Genomic DNA, 20,006 nt, shown 5'->3' with positions numbered 1-20,006 from the left:
AAAGCAATGGCTTTTTGAACCTTTACGCATCGAGTCTCCCCGGATAATGGCGCTCGCCCAGGATCGCCCCGCTTTCCTGGCGCGCGCTTGCGCGGCCAGCAGACCCGGGTGCGTGCAACCTATCATCCAAGAACCGGATTTCTCATGTTTTTCCCATCGCCCCAGCCCTCTGCCGGAGACGCTTGTGAGTAACGCGGTCTCCGGGCAAGGCACCGCGCTAGCCACCCCTGCCCCGCCTCTGGCCAGCCGCCTGCTCGCACCGATGCGCAGCCAGCCGCTGCTGCCGCTGATGCTGGCCGGCGCGACTGCGCTGGCGATCATCGTCGCCATGCTGCTCTGGGCCCGCGCGCCCGAGTACCGGGTACTGTTCGCCAACCTCGACGAGGCCGACGGCGGGCGGATCATCAGCGAGCTGGAAAAGCGCGCCGTACCCTATCGCCTGAGCGAGGGCGGCCAGGCCCTGCTGGTGCCGGCCGAGCAACTGCACACCCTGCGCCTGCAGTTGGCCGAACAGGGCCTTCCGCAGGGCGGCAACGTCGGCTTCGAGCTGCTCGACAAGCAGGCCTTCGGGGTCAGCCAGTTCGCCGAACAGATCAACTTCCAGCGCGGCCTGGAAGGCGAGCTGGCGCGCTCCATCGAGTCGCTCGGCCCGGTTTCGCGGGCCCGCGTGCATCTGGCCATGGCCAAGCAGTCGGTGTTCGTGCGCGAGCGCGAGCCGGCCCGCGCCTCGGTGGTACTCAGCCTGCAGCCGGGCCGCGAACTGGGCGAACCCCAGGTCAACGCCATCGCCCACCTGGTTTCCTCCAGCGTGCCGGGACTTTCCATCGACGCGGTTACCGTGGTCGACCAGAGCGGCCGCCTGCTCTCCCGACAGGGCAGCGCCCGCGACCTCGACGGCACCCAGCTGGACTACATCGACGAGGTGGAGCGCTCCTACCAGCGGCGCATCGAGAACATCCTCGCCCCGATCCTCGGTGCGCAGAACGTGCGTGCCCAGGTGGTCGCGCAGATCGACTTCGCCAGCCGCGAGCAGACTGCCGAGCGCTACGGCCCCAACCAGCAGCCCGGCGAAGCGGCCGTGCGCAGCCAGCAGCTCTCCGAGAACCTGTCCGGCGGCACCGAGCCGGCCCGCGGCGTGCCCGGCGCGCTGACCAACAGCCCGCCGAATCCGCCGCCGGCACCCGCCACGGGCGATAAGACGCAGACCGGCGATGCCGCCAGCGGAGAGGCCGGTCAGGCAGCCGCTGCGGAAAAGTCGCCCACGGCGCTGAGTCGCGACAACACCATCAACTACGAGATCGACCGCAGCGTCGAGCACGTGCAGTACCGGCGCGGCAGCGTGCAGCGCCTGTCCGCCGCGGTGGTGGTCAACTACCGGAACGTGATCAAGGACGGTCAATCCACCCGCGAACCGCTGAGCCAGGAGGATCTGGCCCGGATCGACCGCCTGGTCCGACAGGCCATGGGCTTCACGGACGCCCGTGGCGATCAGCTGGAAATCATGAACAGCCCCTTCGCCGACATCGAGGTGGCCGATCAGCTGGAGTGGTGGAAGACGCCGGAGTTCTACAACCTGGTGGCCAGCCTGTCCCGCTACCTGCTGGTGGCCTTCATCGCCCTGCTGCTCTGGCTGATGGTGCTGCGCCCGCTGAAGCGCCGCCACCAGGAGAGGCTGGCCGCCGAAGCCGCCGCCCGGGCCGAGGCTACCGAGGCCGCGCAAGCCGCCCTCGAAGCCTCCCGAGTGCCGGCCCTCGCCGTCGAGGAAAGCCATAGGCGCGATCTGCGGCGCAAGTCGCCGATCTACGAACAGAACCTGCAGAGCCTGCGCGAAATGGCCAAGGAAGACCCGCGCATGGTGGCCATGATCATTCGCGGCTGGATGAAGAAAGAAGAAAAATGACTGAAATGACCGGTGCGCGGCGCAGCGCGATTCTCCTGCTGTCCCTTGACGAGGACAGCGCGGCCGAGGTCTTCAAGTACCTGCCCAACCACGATGTGCAGACGATCGGTATGGAAATGGCCCGCCTCATCCAGGTGTCGCACGACGAAATGCGCCAGGTCCTCGAGGAATTCATGGACGAGACCGAGCAATATGCGGCGATCAACATCCAGTCCAGCGAGCACATCCGCGCGGTGCTGACCAAGGCTCTGGGCAGCGAGCGGGCGGCCAGCCTGATCGACGACATCCTCGAGACCAGCAACAGCGGCACCGGCATCGACAAGCTGAACCTGATGGAGGCCTCGACGGTCGCCGAGATGATCCGCGACGAACACCCGCAGATCATCGCCACCATCCTGGTCCACCTGGAGCGCCACCAGGCCGCCGACGTGCTGGAGCTGTTCGACGAGCGCCTGCGCAACGACATCATCCTGCGCATCGCCACCTTCAGCGGCGTGCAGCCGATCGCCCTGCACGAGCTGACCGAAGTGCTCGGCGGCATGCTCGACGGCCAGAACCTCAAGCGCAGCAAGATGGGCGGCGTGAGAACCGCGGCGGAAATCCTCAACCTGATGAACTCGACCTTCGAGGAGCTCGCCATCCAGACCGTGCGCGCCCACAGCGAGGACCTGGCGCAGAAGATCCTCGACGAGATGTTCCTCTTCGAGAACCTGCTGGAGCTGGACGACCGCAGCATCCAGCTGATCCTCAACCAGGTGGAGAGCAACTCCCTGGTCATCGCCCTCAAGGGTGCCCCGCCGGCACTGCTCGACAAGTTCCTGGCGAACATGTCGAACCGTGCGGCCCAGCTGATGCGGGAGGATATGGAAGCGCGCGGACCGATCCGCATCTCCCAGGTCGAGACCGAGCAGAAGGCGATCCTGCAGATCGTCCGCCGCCTGGCCGACAGCGGCGAGATAGTGCTCGGCGGCGGAGACGACGCCTATGTCTGACCAGCCGTCCTGGTCGCGCGACGACGCACACTGGCGCCCCTGGCAGATGGACGAGCTGGGTCGCCCGCGGGACGCCCACTCCGCCCCCGACAGCCAGCGCCGCGAGGTCCAGCGCCAGCAGGCCTTCAAGCGCGACGCCGAACTCAAGGCCCTGCGCGAACAGGCCCGCGAGGAGGCCCGTCGCCAGGGCTACGAGGAAGGCCTTGCCGCCGGCAAGGCGGACGGCCATGCGCAGGGCCTGGAAGAAGGCCGCCTGGCCGGCGAGCAGATTTTGCAGGAGAAGATCCGCGAAGCCGTGGAGCCGCTGCGCGCCCTGGTGCAGACCTTCGAGCAGGCGCTCGCCCAGCTCGACGGGCAGATCGCCGAGCAGCTGGTCGAATTGGCCCTGGCCGGCGCCCGCCAGTTGGCCGGCGAGGCGCTGCAGGCCGAGCCCGAGCACATCCTGCCGATCGTCCGCGCCCTGCTGCACAGCGAACCGCCGCTCGGCGGCAAGCCGCGTCTGTGGCTGCATCCGTCCGATCTGCAACTGGTCCGCGAGCAGCTCGGTGCCGAACTGCACGCAGCCGGCTGGCAGCTCCAGCCGGACGCCCTGATCACCCGCGGTGGCTGCCGGGTGACCAGCCAGGGCGGCGATCTGGACGCCACCTGGGAGAGCCGCTGGGCGGCGATCGCCCGCCAGGTGCGCAGGCGCCCTGTCACGCCGCCGGCCGACGAGGGCCCTGCAGCGTGAGCGGCAACCCCCACCAGCAGCGCTGGTCACAGGCCCTCGACGGCCTGTGCCGGCGCATCGACGACCTGCCGCCGTACCGGCGCAGCGGGCGCATCGTGCGGGCCACCGGCATGGTCCTCGAGGCCGTCGGCCTGGCCATCCCTCTCGGCGGGGTGTGCCGCATCGACCTGGCCGCCCAGCCTGGCAGCCCCGCGCAGCAGGCCGAAGCCGAAGTGGTCGGTTTCGCCGGGGAACGCCTGTTCCTCATGCCGCTGGAGGAGATCGCCGGCCTGCAGCCGGGCGCCCGGGTATTCCCTCTCGGCGAGGGCAGCGATGCGCTCAGCGCACGGCACTTCCCGCTCGGCGAGCGCCTGCTCGGCCGGGTGGTCGACAGCAGCGGCCAGCCGCTCGACGGCCAGGGCCCGCTGGAGGACGTGCCTCATGTCAGCCTGCACACCCCGCCGCTGAACCCGCTGCACCGGGCTCCCATCGACCGCCAGATCGACGTCGGCATCCGCGCCATCAACGGCCTGCTCAGCGTCGGCCGCGGCCAGCGCATGGGCCTGTTCGCCGGTTCCGGGGTCGGCAAGTCGGTGCTGCTCGGCATGATGGCGCGCTACACCCGTGCCGACGTCATCGTGGTCGGGCTGATCGGCGAGCGCGGCCGCGAGGTGCAGGATTTCATCGACAATATCCTCGGCGAGGAAGGCCTGCGCCGCTCGGTGGTGGTCGCCGCCCCGGCCGACACCTCGCCGCTCTCGCGCCTGCAGGGCGCCGCCTATGCCACCCGGCTGGCCGAGGACTTCCGCGATGCCGGCCGCGACGTGCTGCTGATCATGGACTCGCTGACCCGCTACGCCATGGCCCAGCGCGAGATCGCCCTGGCCATCGGCGAACCGCCGGCCACCAAGGGCTACCCGCCGTCGGTGTTCGCCAAGCTGCCCAAGCTGGTCGAGCGTACCGGCAACGGCCCACGCGGCGGCGGATCGATCACCGCCTTCTATACCGTGCTCAGCGAGGGCGACGACCAGCAGGACCCGATCGCCGACTCGGCACGGGCGATCCTCGACGGCCACATCGTGCTGTCCCGGGCCCTGGCGGAAAGCGGCCACTACCCGGCCATCGACATCGAGGCCTCGATCAGCCGGGCGATGACCGCCATCGTCGACGATGTGCAGCAGCGCAAGGCCCAGCAGTTCAAGCAGCTGCTCTCCAGATACCAGCGCAACCGCGACCTGATCAGCGTCGGCGCCTATGCCCCCGGCCACGACCCGCAGCTGGACCGCGCGGTGAACCTCCATCCGCAGCTCGAGCGCTTCCTCCAGCAACGGATCAACGAGCGGGCCGGCATCGAGGAGACGCTCAAGGCGCTCAACGCAGTGATTCCCACCCCATGACGCCGTGCAGGCAAGGCAGGACCCGGTATGTCCACGACCAGCGCGCTTGACATCCTCATCGATCTGACCCGGGAGGCCCTGGAGGCCGCCGGCCGCACCCTGGCCGACCAGCGCCGTACCCAGCAGCAGGCCCAAGCGCAGATGGATACCCTCGAGCACTATCGCCAGGAGTACCGCCAGCGCCTGCAGCAGGCCATGCAGGAAGGCATCGCGCCGGCCAGCCTGCACAACTACCGGGCCTTCCTGGCCTCCCTGGACAATGCCATCCAGCGCGCCGTGCAGACCCTCGACGCACAGCGCCGGCAGGTCGATCACAGCCAGCGGCACTGGCAGGAGCAGCGCCGCAAGCTGAACTCCTACGACACCCTGGTCGAGCGGCGCGCCCTGCTCGGCCAGCTGCGCGAGAACCGCGCCGAACAGCGCCGCAGCGACGAGACCAGCGCCCAGCTGCGCCTGCGCCGCGACACCTCCAGCCTCACGACCGACAGCAGCCTGTAAGAGGTCCCCATGGATATCACCGCCCTGCCGGCCAGCCCCCTGTCCGGCACCGCCCCCGGCTCGACGCCAGGCGCCTCGCCCGCAGCCGCCAACGCGGGCGGCGGCTTCGCCCGCAGCCTCGAACAGGCGGTCAACCGTCAGGCACAGGACGCCCATGACGTAGACTCTACCCCAGCAGTACAGATCACCCATATTGACTCTGCAGCACTACCAACCGCTCCTGCGGTTGGTGCCATGCATCCCGTTATCAAGCCCACCCTGCCGGACCAGCCGCCGGCACCTCCCGCCGGCAGCCCGAACGGCTTCCGGGAAGCGATGCCGCGCACCACCGATACGCGCCCGGCCGACCCGGCAAGCCCGCTGCCGCTCCTTACGCCCGCCCTGACGGACCAGCCGCCGACACCTCCCGCCGGCAGCCCGAACGCCCCCCGGGAAGCGATGCCGCGCACCACCGATACGCGCCCGGCCGACCCGGCAAGCCCGCTGCCGCTCCTTACGCCCGCCCTGACGGACCAGCCGCCGACACCTCCCGCCGGCAGCCCGAACGGCTTCCGGGAAGCGATGCCACCCACCGCCGATACGCGCCTGGCCGACCCGGCAAGCCCGCTGCCGCTCCTTACGCCCACCCTGACGGACCAACTGCCGACACCTCCCGCCGGCAGCCCGAACGGCTTCCGGGAAGCGACGCCGCGCACCACCGATACGCGCCCGGCCGACCCGGCAAGCCCGCTGCCGCTCCTTACGCCCAGCCTGACGGACCAGCCGCCGGCGCCTCCCGCCGGCAGCCCGAACGCCCCCCGGGAAGCGATGCCGCGCACCGCCGATACGCGCCCGGCCGACCCGGCAAGCCCGCTGCCGCTCCTTACGCCCACCCTGACGGACCAACTGCCGGCGCCTCCCGCCGGCAGCCCGAACGGCTTCCGGGAAGCGACGCCACGCACCGCCGATACGCGCCCGGCCGACCCGGCAAGCCCGCTGCCGCTCCTTACGCCCACCCTGACGGACCAGCCGCCGGCGCCTCCCGCCGGCAGCCCGAACGCCCCCCGGGAAGCGATGCCGCACACCGCCGATACGCGCCTGGCCGACCCGGCAAGCCCGCTGCCGCTCCTTACGCCCACCCTGACGGACCAGCCGCCGACACCTCCCGCCGGCAGCCCGAACGCCCCCCGGGAAGCGATGCCGCGCACCACCGATACGCGCCCGGCCGACCCGGCAAGCCCGCTGCCGCTCCTTACGCCCAGCCTGACGGACCAACTGCCGGCGCCTCCCGCCGGCAGCCCGAACGGCTTCCGGGAAGCGACGCCACGCACCGCCGATACGCGCCCGGCCGACCCGGCAAGCCCGCTGCCGCTCCTTACGCCCAGCCTGACGGACCAACTGCCGGCGCCTCCCGCCGGCAGCCCGAACGGCTTCCGGGAAGCGACGCCACGCACCGCCGATACGCGCCCGGCCGACCCGGCAAGCCCGCTGCCGCTCCTTACGCCCACCCTGACGGACCAACTGCCGACACCTCCCGCCGGCAGCCCGAACGGCTTCCGGGAAGCGACGCCGCGCACCACCGATACGCGCCCGGCCGACCCGGCAAGCCCGCTGCCGCTCCTTACGCCCACCCTGACGGACCAGCCGCCGACACCTCCCGCCGGCAGCCCGAACGCCCCCCGGGAAGCGATGCCGCGCACCACCGATACGCGCCCGGCCGACCCGGCAAGCCCGCTGCCGCTCCTTACGCCCGCCCTGACGGACCAGCCGCCGACACCTCCCGCCGGCAGCCCGAACGCCCCCCGGGAAGCGATGCCGCGCACCACCGATACGCGCCCGGCCGACCCGGCAAGCCCGCTGCCGCTCCTTACGCCCAGCCTGACGGACCAACTGCCGGCGCCTCCCGCCAGCAGCCCGAACGGCTTCCGGGAAGCGACGCCACGCACCGCCGATACGCGCCCGGCCGACCCGGCAAGCCCGCTGCCGCTCCTTACGCCCACCCTGACGGACCAACTGCCGACACCTCCCGCCGGCAGCCCGAACGGCTTCCGGGAAGCGACGCCGCGCACCACCGATACGCGCCCGGCCGACCCGGCAAGCCCGCTGCCGCTCCTTACGCCCACCCTGACGGACCAGCCGCCGACACCTCCCGCCGGCAGCCCGAACGCCCCCCGGGAAGCGATGCCGCGCACCACCGATACGCGCCCGGCCGACCCGGCAAGCCCGCTGCCGCTCCTTACGCCCACCCTGACGGACCAACTGCCGGCGCCTCCCGCCGGCAGCCCGAACGGCTTCCGGGAAGCGACGCCACGCACCGCCGATACGCGCCCGGCCGACCCGGCAAGCCCGCTGCCGCTCCTTACGCCCACCCTGACGGACCAGCCGCCGGCGCCTCCCGCCGGCAGCCCGAACGCCCCCCGGGAAGCGATGCCGCGCACCGCCGATACGCGCCCGGCCGACCCGGCAAGCCCGCTGCCGCACCTCACGCCCACCCTGCCGGACCAGCCGCCGGCACCTCCTGCCGGCAGTCTGAATGGCCCTGTAGGAACAGAGGCCAAATCACAGGCGAGCAAGAGCCCAACCAACATAACAAGTGTGCCCCTCCCCAGCCCACCAGCATTAATGCTTGCCGATCCTAACCGCTCTGCATTAATTGACTTCGACGACCTGCAATCCATCCGCTCGCGCCTACAAGCAATCGAAAATGCTGGACGACTATCCTTTCCCGCCCCCGCAGAAGCATTCCTGACAAATCAATTGGTCCAACCTGCCCTACCCACGTTACCCCACACGGGTGAGACCATAGTTGAGCTAGCAAACGCCGCGCCGCCAGAGTTCGCTAGCAGCAAGTGGATTGGCCATGCACTACCCCTCACGGAAGGCGTCCAAACGAGCGAAAGCCTCCCCCTTGCCCTCCCACACGGCAGCGTCGGCTCGCTCTTACCAGCCGCTGGCCTCACGACAGCCGGCCCCCCCATCAGCACCAGTCTGGCAGCACCGCTGGCCAGCCCCGAATGGCAACGCGGCCTGAGCCAGCACCTCATCGGCCTGCAGCAGCGCGGCGAGCAGGAGATCGAACTGCACCTGCATCCGGCCGAGCTCGGCCCCCTGTCGATCAGCCTCAAGCTCGGCGAGGCAGGTGCCCAGGCGCAGTTCCTCTCCGCCCACCCGCAGGTCCGCGCAGCAGTCGAACAGGCCATCCCGCAACTGCGCGAAGCCCTTGCCGAACAGGGCATCACCCTGGGTGAAACCTCGGTGGGCGAGCGGCAGCATCAACCCCAGGGGGAGCGCTCGGGAGACTCTGGAGGCAGCGGAGCCCTGGCGGGCGGCGCCGGCGAGGAAGCGGCTCCCGGACAGGTCGAGGCCGCCGCACCGAGGCCGGTTCGTCTCGAGGGTGTCGATCTGTATGCCTGAGGAGAGCGGCCGCAAGGCCGCTCCCCGGATCAATCGGGCGCTGCCGTCGCTCGGCAAAACAACAAGATACGCATGATAGCTGGGTCTTATCGCCCCATCGGAGCTGTGCGCCTGTCGGCATACTTTTTCCCCTCCGAACGAGTTGACCTCCCTCAAGGGCACACGCAATGAGCAAAACCCCTCCCGCACGCGACAACGGCAAGGCCATCTGGCTGCTGGTGATCCTCCTGGTGCTGATCGCCGCCGGCGGCAGCGCCGCGGGCGTGTATTTCCTCATGGGCAAGGGCGCACATGGCGCCGCCAGCGCCGAGGCCGCCCCTGCCGAGGTCGCGCAGGCGCCGATCTTCGTCCCGATCTCCCCCTTCACCGTCAACCTGCGCAGCGAGCAGCGCGAGGAGCGCCTGCTCTATGTCGGCCTTTCCCTGCAGGTGACGGACAAGGCCAGCGAGGAGTTCCTCAAGCAGTACATGCCGCAACTGCGCAGCCGCCTGCTCAAGCTGTTTGCCGCACAGACCGCCGCCGAACTGATGACCCCCAACGGCAAGGACCTGCTTTCGGCGAAGATCCTCGAGATGCTCCAGCAGCCCATGGCCACGCCGCAGCCGAACCTGCGGGTGACCGACGTCCTCTACACCGACTTCATCGTGCAGTAGTTGTCCATGGCCCAAGACGATCTGCTCTCGCAGGAAGAGATCGACGCGCTGCTCAAGGGCGTCAGCGGCGAGGAGGACACCTCGCCCAGCGAGCCCGCCGGCAACCAGCGCATCCGCCCCTACAACCCGGCCACCCAGCACCGGGTGATCCGCGAGCGCCTGCACGCGCTGGACATCATCAACGAGCGCTTCGCCCGCTATTTCCGCATGAGCCTGTTCAACCTGATCCGCCGCAGCGCCGACATCACCGTCGACAGCGTGCGCTATCAGAGCTACAGCGACTTCGCGCGCAACGTGCCGGTGCCGACCAACATCAATCTGCTGGCCATGAAGCCGCTGCGCGGCACGGCCCTGGTGGTCTTTCCGCCGAACCTGGTGTTCATGGTGGTGGACAACCTGTTCGGCGGCGACGGCCGCTTCCTCACCAAGTCCGAGGGGCGCGAATTCACCCACACCGAGCAGCGCATCATCCGCCGCCTGCTGGGGCTGGCCCTGGAGGCCTACCAGAGTGCCTGGAAGTCGGTGTATCCGCTGGAGATCGACTACCTGCGTTCGGAGATGCAGGCCAAGTTCGCCAACATCACCAGCTCGCCCAACGAGATCGTCATCAACAGCACCTTCCACCTGGAAGTGGGCAACCTGGCCAGCGACTTCAACATCGTCATGCCCTACCTGATGATCGAGCCGCTGCGCAGCCTGCTCAACGGGCCCCTCAACGACAGCCATCCGGAAGAGGAGCGCCAGTGGGGCAAGCGCATGGCCAGCGAGCTCAAGCAGTCGCAGATCGAGCTGATCGCCGACTTCTCCACCATCGACCTGTGCATCGGCCAGGTCATGGCGCTCAAGGTCGGCGACGTGCTGCCCATCGAGCTGCCGGAAACGGTCGTCGCCCGGGTCGATGGCGTGCCTGTGATGCGCTGCGAGTACGGCAGCCAGAACGGCCAGCGTGCCCTGCAGGTCAAGGAACTGATCGACCATTCATCCGCCAACTCCGGCGCGACGACCGACCGGTTCGTCAAGGGCAGCCTGCCCGCCGCCAAGGAACTCCACAATGACTGATTCGAACAAAACCGATCTGAACGCCCTGGAGGACGACTGGGCCAGCGCCATGGCCGAACAGGCCGCCGCACCGGTCGAGGACGATCCCTGGGCAGCCGCCTTCGCCGAGCAGACCGCCGCGGCCCCGGTGCCGGCCGCGCAGAGCGCTGGCAAGAACGTGTTCAAGCCGCTCGGCAAGAGCGCCACGGCGGAAGGCATGCGCGACCTGGACATGATCATGGACATTCCGGTCAAGCTCAGTGTCGAGCTCGGCCGCACGCGGATCACCATCAAGCAGCTGCTGGAGCTGGCCCAGGGGTCGGTGGTCGAACTGGACGGCCTGGCCGGAGAGCCGATGGACATCCTCATCAACGGCTACCTGATCGCTCAGGGCGAGGTGGTGGTGGTCGACGACAAGTACGGCATCCGCATCACCGAAATCATCACCCCCTCCGAGCGGGTGCAGAAGCTCAACCGATGAGCGCCGCTGCAGCGACCGCCGCCGGCCTGGAGAACGGCGGCGCCGACAGCCTGCTGGGCCTCGCCGCGCTGGGCAAGACCGCCCTGGCCCTGGCCCTGGTGATCGGCCTGATCGTCCTCTGCAGCTGGCTGCTGCGCCGCCTCGGCCCCGGCCGCCAGTGGCCCGGCCAGCACCTGCGGGTGATCGGCAGCAGCCTGCTCGGCCCCCGCGAGCGCGTGGTGATCGTCGAGGTGCAGGGCACCTGGCTGGTGCTCGGCGTGACCGGCCAGCAGATCAGCAAGCTCCACGAGCTGCCGGCGCCACCCGCGGCCCAGGCCGACACAGGCGCCGCCCGGCCGGCCGGCAGCTTTGCCGAACGCTTCGCCGGCGCCCTGTCCGGCCAACTCAAGCAGCAGCTGTCCGGCCACAAGGCCGCCAACCCGGAGCGACCATGAATCCGACCGTCCTGCGCCGCGGCCTGTGGTCGGCCGCCGGCGTCTTCGGCCTGGCCCTCGCACTCTGTCTGCCGGCCACTGTCGAAGCCGCCCTGCCCGCCTTCACCAGCCAGCCGCTGGCCGACGGCGGCCAGCAATGGTCCCTGAGCCTGCAGACCCTGCTGCTGCTCAGCTCGATGGCCTTCCTGCCGGCCCTGTTGCTGATGATGACCGGCTTCACCCGGATCATCATCGTCCTCGGCCTGCTGCGCACCGCCATCGGCACCCCGGCCGCGCCGCCCAACCAAGTCCTGCTGGGACTGGCGCTGTTCCTCACCTTCTTTATCATGTCGCCGGTGCTCGACCGCACCTACCAGACCGCCTGGGTGCCCTTCTCCCGCGACGAGATCAACTTCGAGCAGTTCCTCGAGACCGGCAGCCAGCCGTTCCGCGAGTTCATGCTGGCGCAGACCCGCGAGGGCGATCTGGCGCTGTTCGCCCGCCTGGCCAAGCTCGGCGAACTCCAGGGTCCCGAGCAGGTGCCGCTGCGCGTGCTGATGCCGGCCTTCGTCACCAGCGAACTGAAGACTGCCTTCCAGATCGGCTTCACCATCTTCATCCCCTTTCTGATCATCGACCTGGTGGTGGCCAGTGTGCTGATGGCGCTGGGCATGATGATGGTGCCGCCGGCGACCATTTCCCTGCCCTTTAAGCTGATGCTCTTCGTGCTGGTCGACGGCTGGCAGCTGCTGGTCGGCTCGCTGGCGCAGAGCTTCTATCTGTAACCGAGAGGTAATCCCGCGATGACGCCGGAAATGGTCATGGACCTGGCCCACCAGGGCATGCGTGTCACCCTGTTCCTCGCCGCCCCGCTGCTGCTCACCGCGCTGCTGGTCGGCCTGCTGGTCAGCCTGTTCCAGGCGGCCACCCAGATCAACGAGATGACCCTGTCGTTCATTCCGAAGATCCTCGCGGTGTTCGCCGTGCTGGTGCTGGCCGGCCCGCTGATGATCCAGCTGATCGTCGACTTCACCCGGGAACTGTTCGCGAATCTTCCCGGCATGCTCGGCTGACCGTGGTCGAGGTCGACTACGCGCAACTGCAGCAGTGGCTGGTCGGCTTCTTCTGGCCGTTCTGCCGGACCGGCGCCTTCCTGCTGGTCGCCCCGCTGCTCGGCCACACCAGCGTGCCCGCCCGCGTGAAGATCGCCCTGGCGGTCCTGTTGAGCATGCTACTGGGCCCGAACCTGCCGCCGCTGCCGGCGGTGCCACTGTTCTCCTGGCCGGGCCTCGGCATCATGCTCGAGCAGATGCTGATCGGCGTGGCCATCGGCATGGTCATGCGCGTCACCCTCGCCGCGGCGCAGATGGCCGGCGACATCATCGGCCTGCAGATGGGCCTGGGCTTCGCCACCTTCTTCTCGCCGGACACCGGCACCAACAGCATGGTCCTCTCGCGCCTGCTGTACATAATCGCCCTGCTGATGTTCCTGGCCTTCGACGGCCATCTGCTGGAGCTCGAACTGCTCGCCGGCACCTTCGCCAGCCTGCCGGTCGGCCAGCTGCGCCTCGATCCGGCGGCCTGGGAGATGCTCGTCCGCTACGGCAGCACCGTCTTCGTCTCGGGCCTGCTGCTGGCCCTGCCGCTGGTGGCCTCGCTGCTGATCATCAACCTGGCGATGGGCATCCTCAACCGCTCGGCACCGCAGCTGACGGTGTTCTCGGTGGGCTTTCCGCTGTCCCTGAGCCTGGGCCTGGCCCTTCTCACGGTGCTGATGGGAGATCTGGGAGGCTTTATGCAGGGGCTGCTGCGCACCGGCCTGGACTTCATCGTGCAGTTGATCACCGGCCTGTCGGCGACGCCGGCCTGAGCGGAGAGCGTCCCCGCCCGGACCGGTGCCCCCTCTCAGAGCAGCTTGAACAGCGACAGCTGGTGGATGTCGACGAAGGCCTTCTGCGCCGCCTGCAGCCCGACCTGACGCAGGCTGTATTCGGAAATGGCCGCGTTGTAGTCCAGATCCACCAGGTCGGAGAGCGTCTGCTCGTAGTTCAGGGCGCGGTTGCCGCCCACCGTGTCGAGCACGTCCAGCTCGTTGAGCCGCGCGCCCACCGAGGCGCGCACGGTCAATACGTTGTCCAGCGCGTTGTTCAGCTCGCGGCTGGCGGTGGACAGGGTGTTGTGCAGGCGCGCCTGGTCGGCGGCGGTCTCGACCGGCGTATCGAGGGTGTCGATCACACTCTTGAGGGTGCGGAACAGGTCGGGATCGGCGTCCTCGGCCTTGCTCACGACGATCGAGTCACCGTCCGCCGGGGTGCCCTCCAAGGTCAGGGTCAGGCCGTTGACGCCGATGCTCTGTCCATCCACATAGGGCGCCTGGGTGGTTCCGCCGTCGGTGCTGTAGGTGGCGGTGCCGTCGGCGGCCACCGTGAAGGCCAGGGTGAAACCGCCGCCGAAGCCCGCGGCCGTGGGATCGGTCACGCTGGGGCCGGTGAAGGTGACGTTGCCAGCGTTGCCCGCACCGGCCGTGGCCAGGTAACCGGCGGAGGCATGCACGGTCCGGAAGATCCGCTTGCCGTTGTCGCTGCTTGGCATCTGCCGCGAGGCATCGACCTGCTGGGCAACTACGCCATCGTCGCCCTGATAGGAAACGGCGCCGGTAAGGCTGTCCTTGACGAAGGGCGGGCTGTTGTCCTGGTAGCCGCCGAACAGGTAGCGGCCGCTGCCGTCGGTGGCATTGGCCTGGCCGAGCAGGGCCTCGTAGATGCCCTTGAGATCGCTGGCCAGGGAGGAGCGGTCGGCGTCGCTGAGAGTGCCGTTGCCGGCCTGGACCAGGCGGGTCTTGGCGCTGGCGATGGCGTCGGCGACGCTGTTCAGCACGCTCTCCTCCTGGGACAGGGCGTTGCGGGTGGTGATCCGCGCGTCGGCGTACTGCTGGTTGACGGCCTTGGACTGGGACACGCTGATCGCCCGCGAGGCGGCCTGGGGGTCGTCGGAGGGATTGACCACCCGCTTGCCGCTGGCGATCTGCTGGCCGACCTTCAGGTACTCGCCCTGCTGGCGAACCAGCGAGCCCAGGCCCTGTTCGAACATGGTGACGGTGCTGATGCGCATGCTTGGCTATCCTCCGGGATCAGGCATCGAGACCGAGCAGGGTGTCGAGTACGGTCGCCCCTACCTCGATGACCTTGGCGCTGGCCTGGTAATACTGCTGGAAGCGGATCAGATTGGCCGCCTCCTCGTCCAGGTTGACCCCGGACTCCGACTGCTGCAGGGCGCGCAACTGCCCGGTGAGCGCCTTCTGCGCAGCCAGGTTGACCTGCACCACGTTGGCCCGGTTGCCGACGTCGCCGACCATTGCCGCATAGCCCTGGCTGAGGGTCGCGATGCCGCCGACCAGCGCCTTGTTCTGCAGGTTCTGCAGGGCCAGGGCGTTGCGGTTGTCGCCGCTGCCGCCGCCGGCCAGGCCGGCGGCGATCAGCGAGGTATCCTGGATCACGTTGTCGAGCCCGCCGGCGGCGCGCCGGGTCGGCTGGATGAGGAAGCGGTCGCCTTCGGCCGGGGTGCCGTTGACCGTCACGCTCATGCCGCCGAACTCCAGGCTGGTGGCGTCGGCAGGGAAGCCTACAGTTTCCCCGGTATCGTGGCGGGTCACGGTGTAGCCGTCGGCGGCGGTGAACTTCACGGTGTAGTCGCTGGCGGTCAGACCGCTCGCGTCGGCGAGGAACTGTGCCTCTAGGTGGGCGCCGCTGGCGTTGTTGGCATTGCCGTAGACAGTCGGCACACCGATACCGATGGAAAAGAAATTCCCTCCGGCGTCGCCATTCAGGTCGATGCCCTGAGCATGCTGGGCGTTGAAGCCCAGCGCTAGGGAGACGGCGAGCTGCCCCAGTTGGTTCCGGGTCTTGTCGAGGGTCTCGCTGCGGAAGATCATCAGCCCGCCCAGTTCACCGCCCTTGAAGGAGGTTTCGGCAAACTCGCGCAGGTTGCCGGCGCTGTCGCGGTAGCCGACCACGGTGCGCGTCGGATCCGCCGACGAGGCCATGGCCTCCAGGGCGAAACTGCTGGCACCGGCGACCAGGGCCTGACCGTTGCCGATCGTGATGTTGTAGCTGCCGCTGTCCTGGATGGTCAGGTCCAGGTCGACCATGGCGCTCAGTTCGGCGACCAGCTGATCGCGCTGGTCCAGCAAGCCATTTGGCGCCGTGCCGGTCTTCGCCTTGGCCAGGCCGATCTCCCGGTTGAGCGTGGCGATCTGCTCGGCGGTGTTGTTGACCTGGAAGACCACGTCCTTGATCTGCCCGTTGACACCCTTCTGCATGTCGTTCAGGTAGTTGTCGAAGGCACGGAACTGCGCGGTCAGGGTATCGGCGGTGCCGATCAGGCCCTGGCGGGCGGCCGGGTCGGAAGGCGCCGAGACCAGATCCTGCAGGGAGGAGAAGAAGCTCTGCAGCAAGGGGTCCAGGCCCGCCTCACCGTCCGCCAGCAGATTGTCGATCTGGGCGATCTGGGTCTCGTAGGCCTCCAGCGCACTGGAATTGCTGGTCGACTGGTTGAGCTGGCCGGCGACGAACTGGCTGAACTGGCGCTGTACGCCGTTGACCCGCACGCCATTGCCCACGTTGTTCTCGCCGAGCAGGGTGGTCTGGCGGTTGTAGCCGTCGGTGTAGACGTTGGTGATGTTGTTGGAGGTGGTGCTCAAGGCCACCTGGGCGGCATTCAGACCGCTGACGCCGATGGAGAAAATGCTCATGAAACCTTCCCTTTCGCAGCTTGCCTCAGGTTATCGGCCGCCGTGACCAAGACTTGAGGCGGTCGCAGCCGCCTCTCCCCGGATGCCCCGCCGGGCCATCCGCATTCACTCCCCTTCGCCGGCCGTCCGACGCATGTCCGCCACGTCCAGGCGCGCGACCGACTGCGACTGGCCGAGCGGCCCGAGGGTGGCCATGACCGCGATGAGCTTGTCGGCATAGGCCGGGTCGGTGGCGTAGCCGGCCTGCTGCAGGGCCCGCGCCGCCTGGGCGGCATCCGGTGCGGCGACCACCCCGGCATAGCGGGGATTGTTGCCGATCAGCCGGGCATAGTCGGCCAGGCCGGCATCCAGGGACGGATAGGCGCGGAAGCGCTCGACCCGCCTCTGCGCCTGGCCGTCGACATACTCGGTGGTCAGCACGTCGGCTGTCGCTCCGCGCCAGTGGCTGCCGGCCTTGATGCCGAACAGGTTGTAACTGTCGTCGCCGCTGGCCGTGGCGATCTGCCGCCGCCCCCAGCCGGTCTCCAGGGCCGCCTGGGCGAGGATCAGCTCGGCGGGTACGCCGCTGGCGCGGCTGGCCCGCTGCGCCGGCTCCTGCAGCCGGGCGAGGAAGTCGGTCACATGGGCCGGACGCTCCACCACGGCGCCCAGCGAGTTCTGCGGCTGCGCCGCAGTCGATCCGGCCTCGGCCGGCGCCTCGGACGCAAGCGCCATCTCGCCGTACAGCGCTCGCGGCGTGGCACGCGGGATCCCGGCCAGCAGGTTCTCCTCCCTGGCGCTCTCCACCACAGCCGTAGTCTGGGTGACGCCGCTCAGTTGGCCGGCCAGTTGCTCGGCCAGCCCCAGGCCACGGCCAGCCAGATGCTGCGCCCATTGCTGATCCAGCAGTTCGGTGTACAGACGTGTCTGGGAGCTGTCGAACAGGCCCGACTGCGGGCTGGCCTCGCGCATGCTTTTCAGCATGGCCTGCAGGAACAGCGCCTCGAACTGCTTGCTCGCCTCGTGCAGCGCAGCCGGCGAGTCCTCGCGAGCCGTGTGCTTGAGACGCTGCAGGCCCTGCAGATCGAGGGCGAAACGCTCGCCGAGCGCAGCTGCGGCCATCAGATGATCTCCAGGTCGGCGCGCAGGGAGCCGGCGGCCTTCAGGGCTTCGAGGATCGACATCAGATCCTGGGGCGTGGCGCCCAGGGTGTTGAGTGCCTTGACCACGTCCATCAGATCGGCGCTGCCCTCGACCAGGTGCAGGGCGCCGCCCTGCTGCTCGATGGAGATCTCGCTGTTCGGCGCCACCACCGTCTGCCCCCGGCTGAAGGGCTCCGGCTGGGAGACGCGGTTGTCGGTGTCGATGACGATCGACAGGTTGCCGTGCGCCACGGCGGCCCGGTGCAGCTTGACCGCACCATTGAGCACCACGGCGCCGGTACGCGAGTTGACGATCACCTTGGGCCGCTCCGCCATCGGCATGACCTGGACGCCCTCCACCCGCGCCATGAAGTTGACCCGCTCGTTCGGCGACGAGGGTCCCTGCAGGCGGATCAGGCCACCGTCATGGGCGGACGCCACGGTACGGCCGAACTCGTTGTTGATGGCGAGCACCACCCGCCGGGCGGTGGCGAAATCGGGATTGCGCAGGTAGAGGTCGAGCTCGCCCCGGGGACTGCCCAGCTCGAGCGGCACCTCGCGCTCCACCAGCGCGCCGCGGGCGATCCGCCCGCCGGCCTGCTGGTTGATCTGCACGCTGCTGCCGTTGGCCTGGGCACCGACCCCGCCCACCAGCAGGTTGCCCTGGGCCAGGGCGTAGGTCTCTCCGTCCATGCCCTTGAGCGGCGTCATCAGCAGGGTACCGCCGCGCAGGCTGCGGGCGTTGCCGATGGAGGAGACGACGACGTCGACCTGCTGGCCGGGACGGGCGAACGGCGGCAGGTTGGCGGTCACCATCACCGCCGCGACGTTGCGCATCTGCATGTTGCTGCCGGCCGGTACGGTGATGCCCAGCTGCGACAGCATGTTGGTCAGCCCCTGCTCGGTGAACGGCGTCTGGGTGGTCTGGTCGCCGGTTCCGTCCAGACCGACCACCAGGCCGTAGCCGACCAGCACGTTGTTGCGCACGCCGGCGAAGTCGGCGATGTCGCGCACCTGCTCGGCCGGCGCTTCGACCGGAAGCAGCAGGCAGGCGAGACAGATCAGCCGGCACAGCGTCCGGCATGCCGCAGCGGCGAAGGACGTAGGGCGGGAAAGGGTATCGGCCATGGCAGAAGGCATCAGAATGGGGACACGTTGAGGAAGAAGCGCTGCAGCCAGCCCATGTGCTGGGCCTCGTTGATGTAGCCGTCGCCGACGTACTCGATGCGGGCCATGGACACCAGGGTCGAGGACACCGTGTTCTGCACGGTGATGGTGCGCGGATTGACCAGACCGGAGAAGCGGATGTATTCGGTACCCTGGTTGATGGCGATCTGCTTTTCGCCGACTACACGCAGGTTGCCGTTGGGCATCACCTGCTGCACCGTCACGGTGATGGTGCCGGTGAAGGAGTTGTTTGCCCGCGACCCGCCGCTGCCGGCGAAGTCGTTGTCGCCCGAGGCGTCGGCGGCGAACTCGCCTACCTTTTCCGGCTTGTCCGAAGTCGTGGACAGCCCTACCGACATGCCCCCCGAGCGGCTGGCATTGGAGGCCGAGTTCTTGCTGGCGCTGACCTGCTCGTTGAGCACGATGGTCAGGATGTCACCGATCATCCGCGGCCGGCGGTCCTCGAACAGCGGCTGGTAGATCTGGCCGGTCTGGAAGATGGAGCCGTTGGCCTGCCGCGGCGCCATCCGGGGAACCTCCATGGGTTCATCCTTGACCACCGAAGTCCGCGGCAGCTGCGCGCAGCCGGCCGCGGACAGCAGAGCCGCCAGCAGCAGCCCGTGACTCGGGCGCAGCCTCCCTGCACGGAGCACTCGACTATTCCTCGCCATGCGCTTACAGCTGGGCCAGACGCGCGAGCATCTCGTCCGAGGTTTCCACGGCCTTGCTGTTGATCTCGTAGGCGCGCTGGGTCTGGATCATGCTGACCATCTCTTCCACCACGTTGACGTTGGAAGTCTCCACGTAGCCCTGGTAGAGGCGGCCAGCCCCGTTGCTGCCTGGAATGTTCTCGTTGGGCGCGCCTGAGCTGGCGGTCTCCAGGTAGAGGTTCTCGCCGATGCTCTGCAGGCCGGCCGGATTGATGAACAGCGCCAGGTTGAGCTGGCCGACCTGGTTGGGCTGGGCATTGCCCGGCTGGGTCACCGAGACGATGCCGTCCTGGCTGATGGTCACCGACAGGGCGTTCTCGGGAATGGTGATGCCGCCCATCAGCAGATAACCGCTGGAGGTGACCATCTGGCCGTTCTCGTCAAGCTGGAAGCTGCCGTCGCGGGTGTAGGCGGTGGTGCCGTCGGGCATCTCGACCTGGAAGAAACCCTTGCCGTTGATCGCCAGGTCGTTCGAGTTCTCGGTCCCCTGCAGGTTGCCCTGGCTGTGCAGGCGCTCGGTGGCTACCGGACGTACGCCGGTACCGATCTGCAGACCGGACGGCAGCTTGGTCTGGGTGGTGTTGTCGGCACCGGGCTGGCGCAGGTTCTGGTAGAGCAGGTCCTCGAACACCGCGCGGGTGCGCTTGAAGCCGTTGGTGCCGACGTTCGCCAGGTTGTTGGCGATCACGTCCATCTGCACCTGCTGGGACTCGAGGCCGGTCTTGGCCGTCCACAGTGATCTGATCATCGGTGAATTCTTCTCCGTATCACGGCCATCGCGACG

The 20,006-nt window shown here is 68.7% G+C and carries 19 protein-coding genes; 13 read left to right on the top strand and 6 right to left on the bottom strand.

Annotation, left to right across the window (positions count from 1 at the left end; genetic code table 11):
• Nucleotides 1-184 precede the first annotated feature (184 nt).
• The 13 genes from fliF (at nucleotide 185) to fliR (ending at nucleotide 13,344) form a co-directional block, all read left to right on the top strand.
• Nucleotides 185-1,900, top strand: a complete 1,716-nt coding sequence (gene fliF, locus GCU53_RS00425) for a flagellar basal-body MS-ring/collar protein FliF (RefSeq protein ID WP_152385879.1) — start codon at nucleotides 185-187, stop codon at nucleotides 1,898-1,900.
• The gene (fliG, locus tag GCU53_RS00420) at nucleotides 1,897-2,892 is read left to right on the top strand and encodes a flagellar motor switch protein FliG (protein WP_152385878.1); all 996 of its coding nucleotides are present in this window, start codon (nucleotides 1,897-1,899) and stop codon (nucleotides 2,890-2,892) included. Before fliF ends, fliG begins: the two co-directional genes overlap by 4 nt.
• On the top strand, nucleotides 2,885-3,622 hold the full coding sequence (gene fliH, locus GCU53_RS00415) for a flagellar assembly protein FliH (protein ID WP_152385877.1): 738 nt from the start codon (nucleotides 2,885-2,887) through the stop codon (nucleotides 3,620-3,622). The genes fliG and fliH overlap by 8 nt, the downstream gene beginning before the upstream one ends.
• Nucleotides 3,619-4,998, top strand: a complete 1,380-nt coding sequence (gene fliI / locus GCU53_RS00410; RefSeq protein ID WP_152385876.1) for a flagellar protein export ATPase FliI — start codon at nucleotides 3,619-3,621, stop codon at nucleotides 4,996-4,998. Before fliH ends, fliI begins: the two co-directional genes overlap by 4 nt.
• Nucleotides 4,999-5,025: 27 nt before the next feature.
• On the top strand, nucleotides 5,026-5,496 hold the full coding sequence (gene fliJ / locus GCU53_RS00405) for a flagellar export protein FliJ (protein WP_152385875.1): 471 nt from the start codon (nucleotides 5,026-5,028) through the stop codon (nucleotides 5,494-5,496).
• A gap of 9 nt (nucleotides 5,497-5,505) precedes the next feature.
• Nucleotides 5,506-8,889, top strand: a complete 3,384-nt coding sequence (locus GCU53_RS00400; protein WP_152385874.1) for a flagellar hook-length control protein FliK — start codon at nucleotides 5,506-5,508, stop codon at nucleotides 8,887-8,889.
• A gap of 167 nt (nucleotides 8,890-9,056) precedes the next feature.
• Nucleotides 9,057-9,542, top strand: a complete 486-nt coding sequence (gene fliL, locus GCU53_RS00395; protein WP_152385873.1) for a flagellar basal body-associated protein FliL — start codon at nucleotides 9,057-9,059, stop codon at nucleotides 9,540-9,542.
• A gap of 6 nt (nucleotides 9,543-9,548) precedes the next feature.
• A complete protein-coding gene (gene fliM / locus GCU53_RS00390) occupies nucleotides 9,549-10,601 on the top strand; it encodes a flagellar motor switch protein FliM (RefSeq protein WP_152385872.1) in 1,053 nt (350 codons plus the stop codon).
• Entirely contained in the window at nucleotides 10,594-11,061 is a 468-nt protein-coding gene (gene fliN, locus GCU53_RS00385) for a flagellar motor switch protein FliN (protein ID WP_152385871.1), read from the top strand. The genes fliM and fliN overlap by 8 nt, the downstream gene beginning before the upstream one ends.
• Nucleotides 11,058-11,495 (top strand): flagellar biosynthetic protein FliO, encoded by a 438-nt coding sequence (fliO, locus tag GCU53_RS00380; RefSeq protein ID WP_152385870.1) that lies wholly within the window; start codon nucleotides 11,058-11,060, stop codon nucleotides 11,493-11,495. The genes fliN and fliO overlap by 4 nt, the downstream gene beginning before the upstream one ends.
• A gap of 11 nt (nucleotides 11,496-11,506) precedes the next feature.
• A complete protein-coding gene (fliP, locus tag GCU53_RS00375) occupies nucleotides 11,507-12,259 on the top strand; it encodes a flagellar type III secretion system pore protein FliP (protein ID WP_425278176.1) in 753 nt (250 codons plus the stop codon).
• 18 nt (nucleotides 12,260-12,277) lie between these two features.
• Nucleotides 12,278-12,547 carry a flagellar biosynthesis protein FliQ gene (gene fliQ / locus GCU53_RS00370; RefSeq protein WP_012700994.1) on the top strand — a complete coding sequence of 90 codons (270 nt, stop codon included), beginning with the start codon at nucleotides 12,278-12,280 and terminating at the stop codon, nucleotides 12,545-12,547.
• 2 nt (nucleotides 12,548-12,549) lie between these two features.
• The gene (gene fliR, locus GCU53_RS00365; protein WP_152385868.1) at nucleotides 12,550-13,344 is read left to right on the top strand and encodes a flagellar biosynthetic protein FliR; all 795 of its coding nucleotides are present in this window, start codon (nucleotides 12,550-12,552) and stop codon (nucleotides 13,342-13,344) included.
• Nucleotides 13,345-13,379: 35 nt separating this feature from the next.
• Here the strand turns inward: fliR and flgL are convergent, their stop codons facing one another.
• The 6 genes from flgL to flgG all read right to left on the bottom strand — a co-directional run bounded on the left by flgL (nucleotide 13,380) and on the right by flgG (nucleotide 19,970).
• Nucleotides 13,380-14,585 carry a flagellar hook-associated protein FlgL gene (gene flgL, locus GCU53_RS00360; protein ID WP_152385867.1) on the bottom strand — a complete coding sequence of 402 codons (1,206 nt, stop codon included), beginning with the start codon at nucleotides 14,583-14,585 and terminating at the stop codon, nucleotides 13,380-13,382.
• Nucleotides 14,586-14,604: 19 nt separating this feature from the next.
• Entirely contained in the window at nucleotides 14,605-16,224 is a 1,620-nt protein-coding gene (gene flgK, locus GCU53_RS00355) for a flagellar hook-associated protein FlgK (protein WP_152385866.1), read from the bottom strand.
• Nucleotides 16,225-16,329: 105 nt separating this feature from the next.
• Nucleotides 16,330-17,325 carry a flagellar assembly peptidoglycan hydrolase FlgJ gene (gene flgJ, locus GCU53_RS00350; protein WP_152385865.1) on the bottom strand — a complete coding sequence of 332 codons (996 nt, stop codon included), beginning with the start codon at nucleotides 17,323-17,325 and terminating at the stop codon, nucleotides 16,330-16,332.
• A complete protein-coding gene (locus tag GCU53_RS00345) occupies nucleotides 17,325-18,485 on the bottom strand; it encodes a flagellar basal body P-ring protein FlgI (RefSeq protein WP_152385864.1) in 1,161 nt (386 codons plus the stop codon). The genes flgJ and GCU53_RS00345 overlap by 1 nt, the downstream gene beginning before the upstream one ends.
• The gene (locus GCU53_RS00340; RefSeq protein WP_244306950.1) at nucleotides 18,485-19,165 is read right to left on the bottom strand and encodes a flagellar basal body L-ring protein FlgH; all 681 of its coding nucleotides are present in this window, start codon (nucleotides 19,163-19,165) and stop codon (nucleotides 18,485-18,487) included. Before GCU53_RS00340 ends, GCU53_RS00345 begins: the two co-directional genes overlap by 1 nt.
• A gap of 22 nt (nucleotides 19,166-19,187) precedes the next feature.
• Nucleotides 19,188-19,970, bottom strand: a complete 783-nt coding sequence (flgG, locus tag GCU53_RS00335; protein WP_152385862.1) for a flagellar basal-body rod protein FlgG — start codon at nucleotides 19,968-19,970, stop codon at nucleotides 19,188-19,190.
• Nucleotides 19,971-20,006 lie beyond the last annotated feature (36 nt).

Source organism: Azotobacter salinestris, assembly GCF_009363155.1.
In the GTDB taxonomy this organism is placed as follows: Bacteria; Pseudomonadota; Gammaproteobacteria; order Pseudomonadales; family Pseudomonadaceae; genus Azotobacter; species Azotobacter salinestris.
This window is presented reverse-complemented; position numbering and strand designations above follow the sequence as displayed.

Coding starts and splice junctions, on each gene's coding strand:
- GCU53_RS00345 (WP_152385864.1), bottom strand. CDS start 18,485: ATGCCTTCTGCCATGGCCGATACCCTTTCCCGCCCTACGTCCTTCGCC.
- flgK (WP_152385866.1), bottom strand. CDS start 16,224: ATGAGCATTTTCTCCATCGGCGTCAGCGGTCTGAATGCCGCCCAGGTG.
- fliL (WP_152385873.1), top strand. CDS start 9,057: ATGAGCAAAACCCCTCCCGCACGCGACAACGGCAAGGCCATCTGGCTG.
- fliQ (WP_012700994.1), top strand. CDS start 12,278: ATGACGCCGGAAATGGTCATGGACCTGGCCCACCAGGGCATGCGTGTC.
- fliH (WP_152385877.1), top strand. CDS start 2,885: ATGTCTGACCAGCCGTCCTGGTCGCGCGACGACGCACACTGGCGCCCC.
- fliO (WP_152385870.1), top strand. CDS start 11,058: ATGAGCGCCGCTGCAGCGACCGCCGCCGGCCTGGAGAACGGCGGCGCC.
- GCU53_RS00400 (WP_152385874.1), top strand. CDS start 5,506: ATGGATATCACCGCCCTGCCGGCCAGCCCCCTGTCCGGCACCGCCCCC.
- flgG (WP_152385862.1), bottom strand. CDS start 19,970: ATGATCAGATCACTGTGGACGGCCAAGACCGGCCTCGAGTCCCAGCAG.
- flgJ (WP_152385865.1), bottom strand. CDS start 17,325: ATGGCCGCAGCTGCGCTCGGCGAGCGTTTCGCCCTCGATCTGCAGGGC.
- fliM (WP_152385872.1), top strand. CDS start 9,549: ATGGCCCAAGACGATCTGCTCTCGCAGGAAGAGATCGACGCGCTGCTC.
- fliJ (WP_152385875.1), top strand. CDS start 5,026: ATGTCCACGACCAGCGCGCTTGACATCCTCATCGATCTGACCCGGGAG.
- fliG (WP_152385878.1), top strand. CDS start 1,897: ATGACTGAAATGACCGGTGCGCGGCGCAGCGCGATTCTCCTGCTGTCC.
- fliN (WP_152385871.1), top strand. CDS start 10,594: ATGACTGATTCGAACAAAACCGATCTGAACGCCCTGGAGGACGACTGG.
- flgL (WP_152385867.1), bottom strand. CDS start 14,585: ATGCGCATCAGCACCGTCACCATGTTCGAACAGGGCCTGGGCTCGCTG.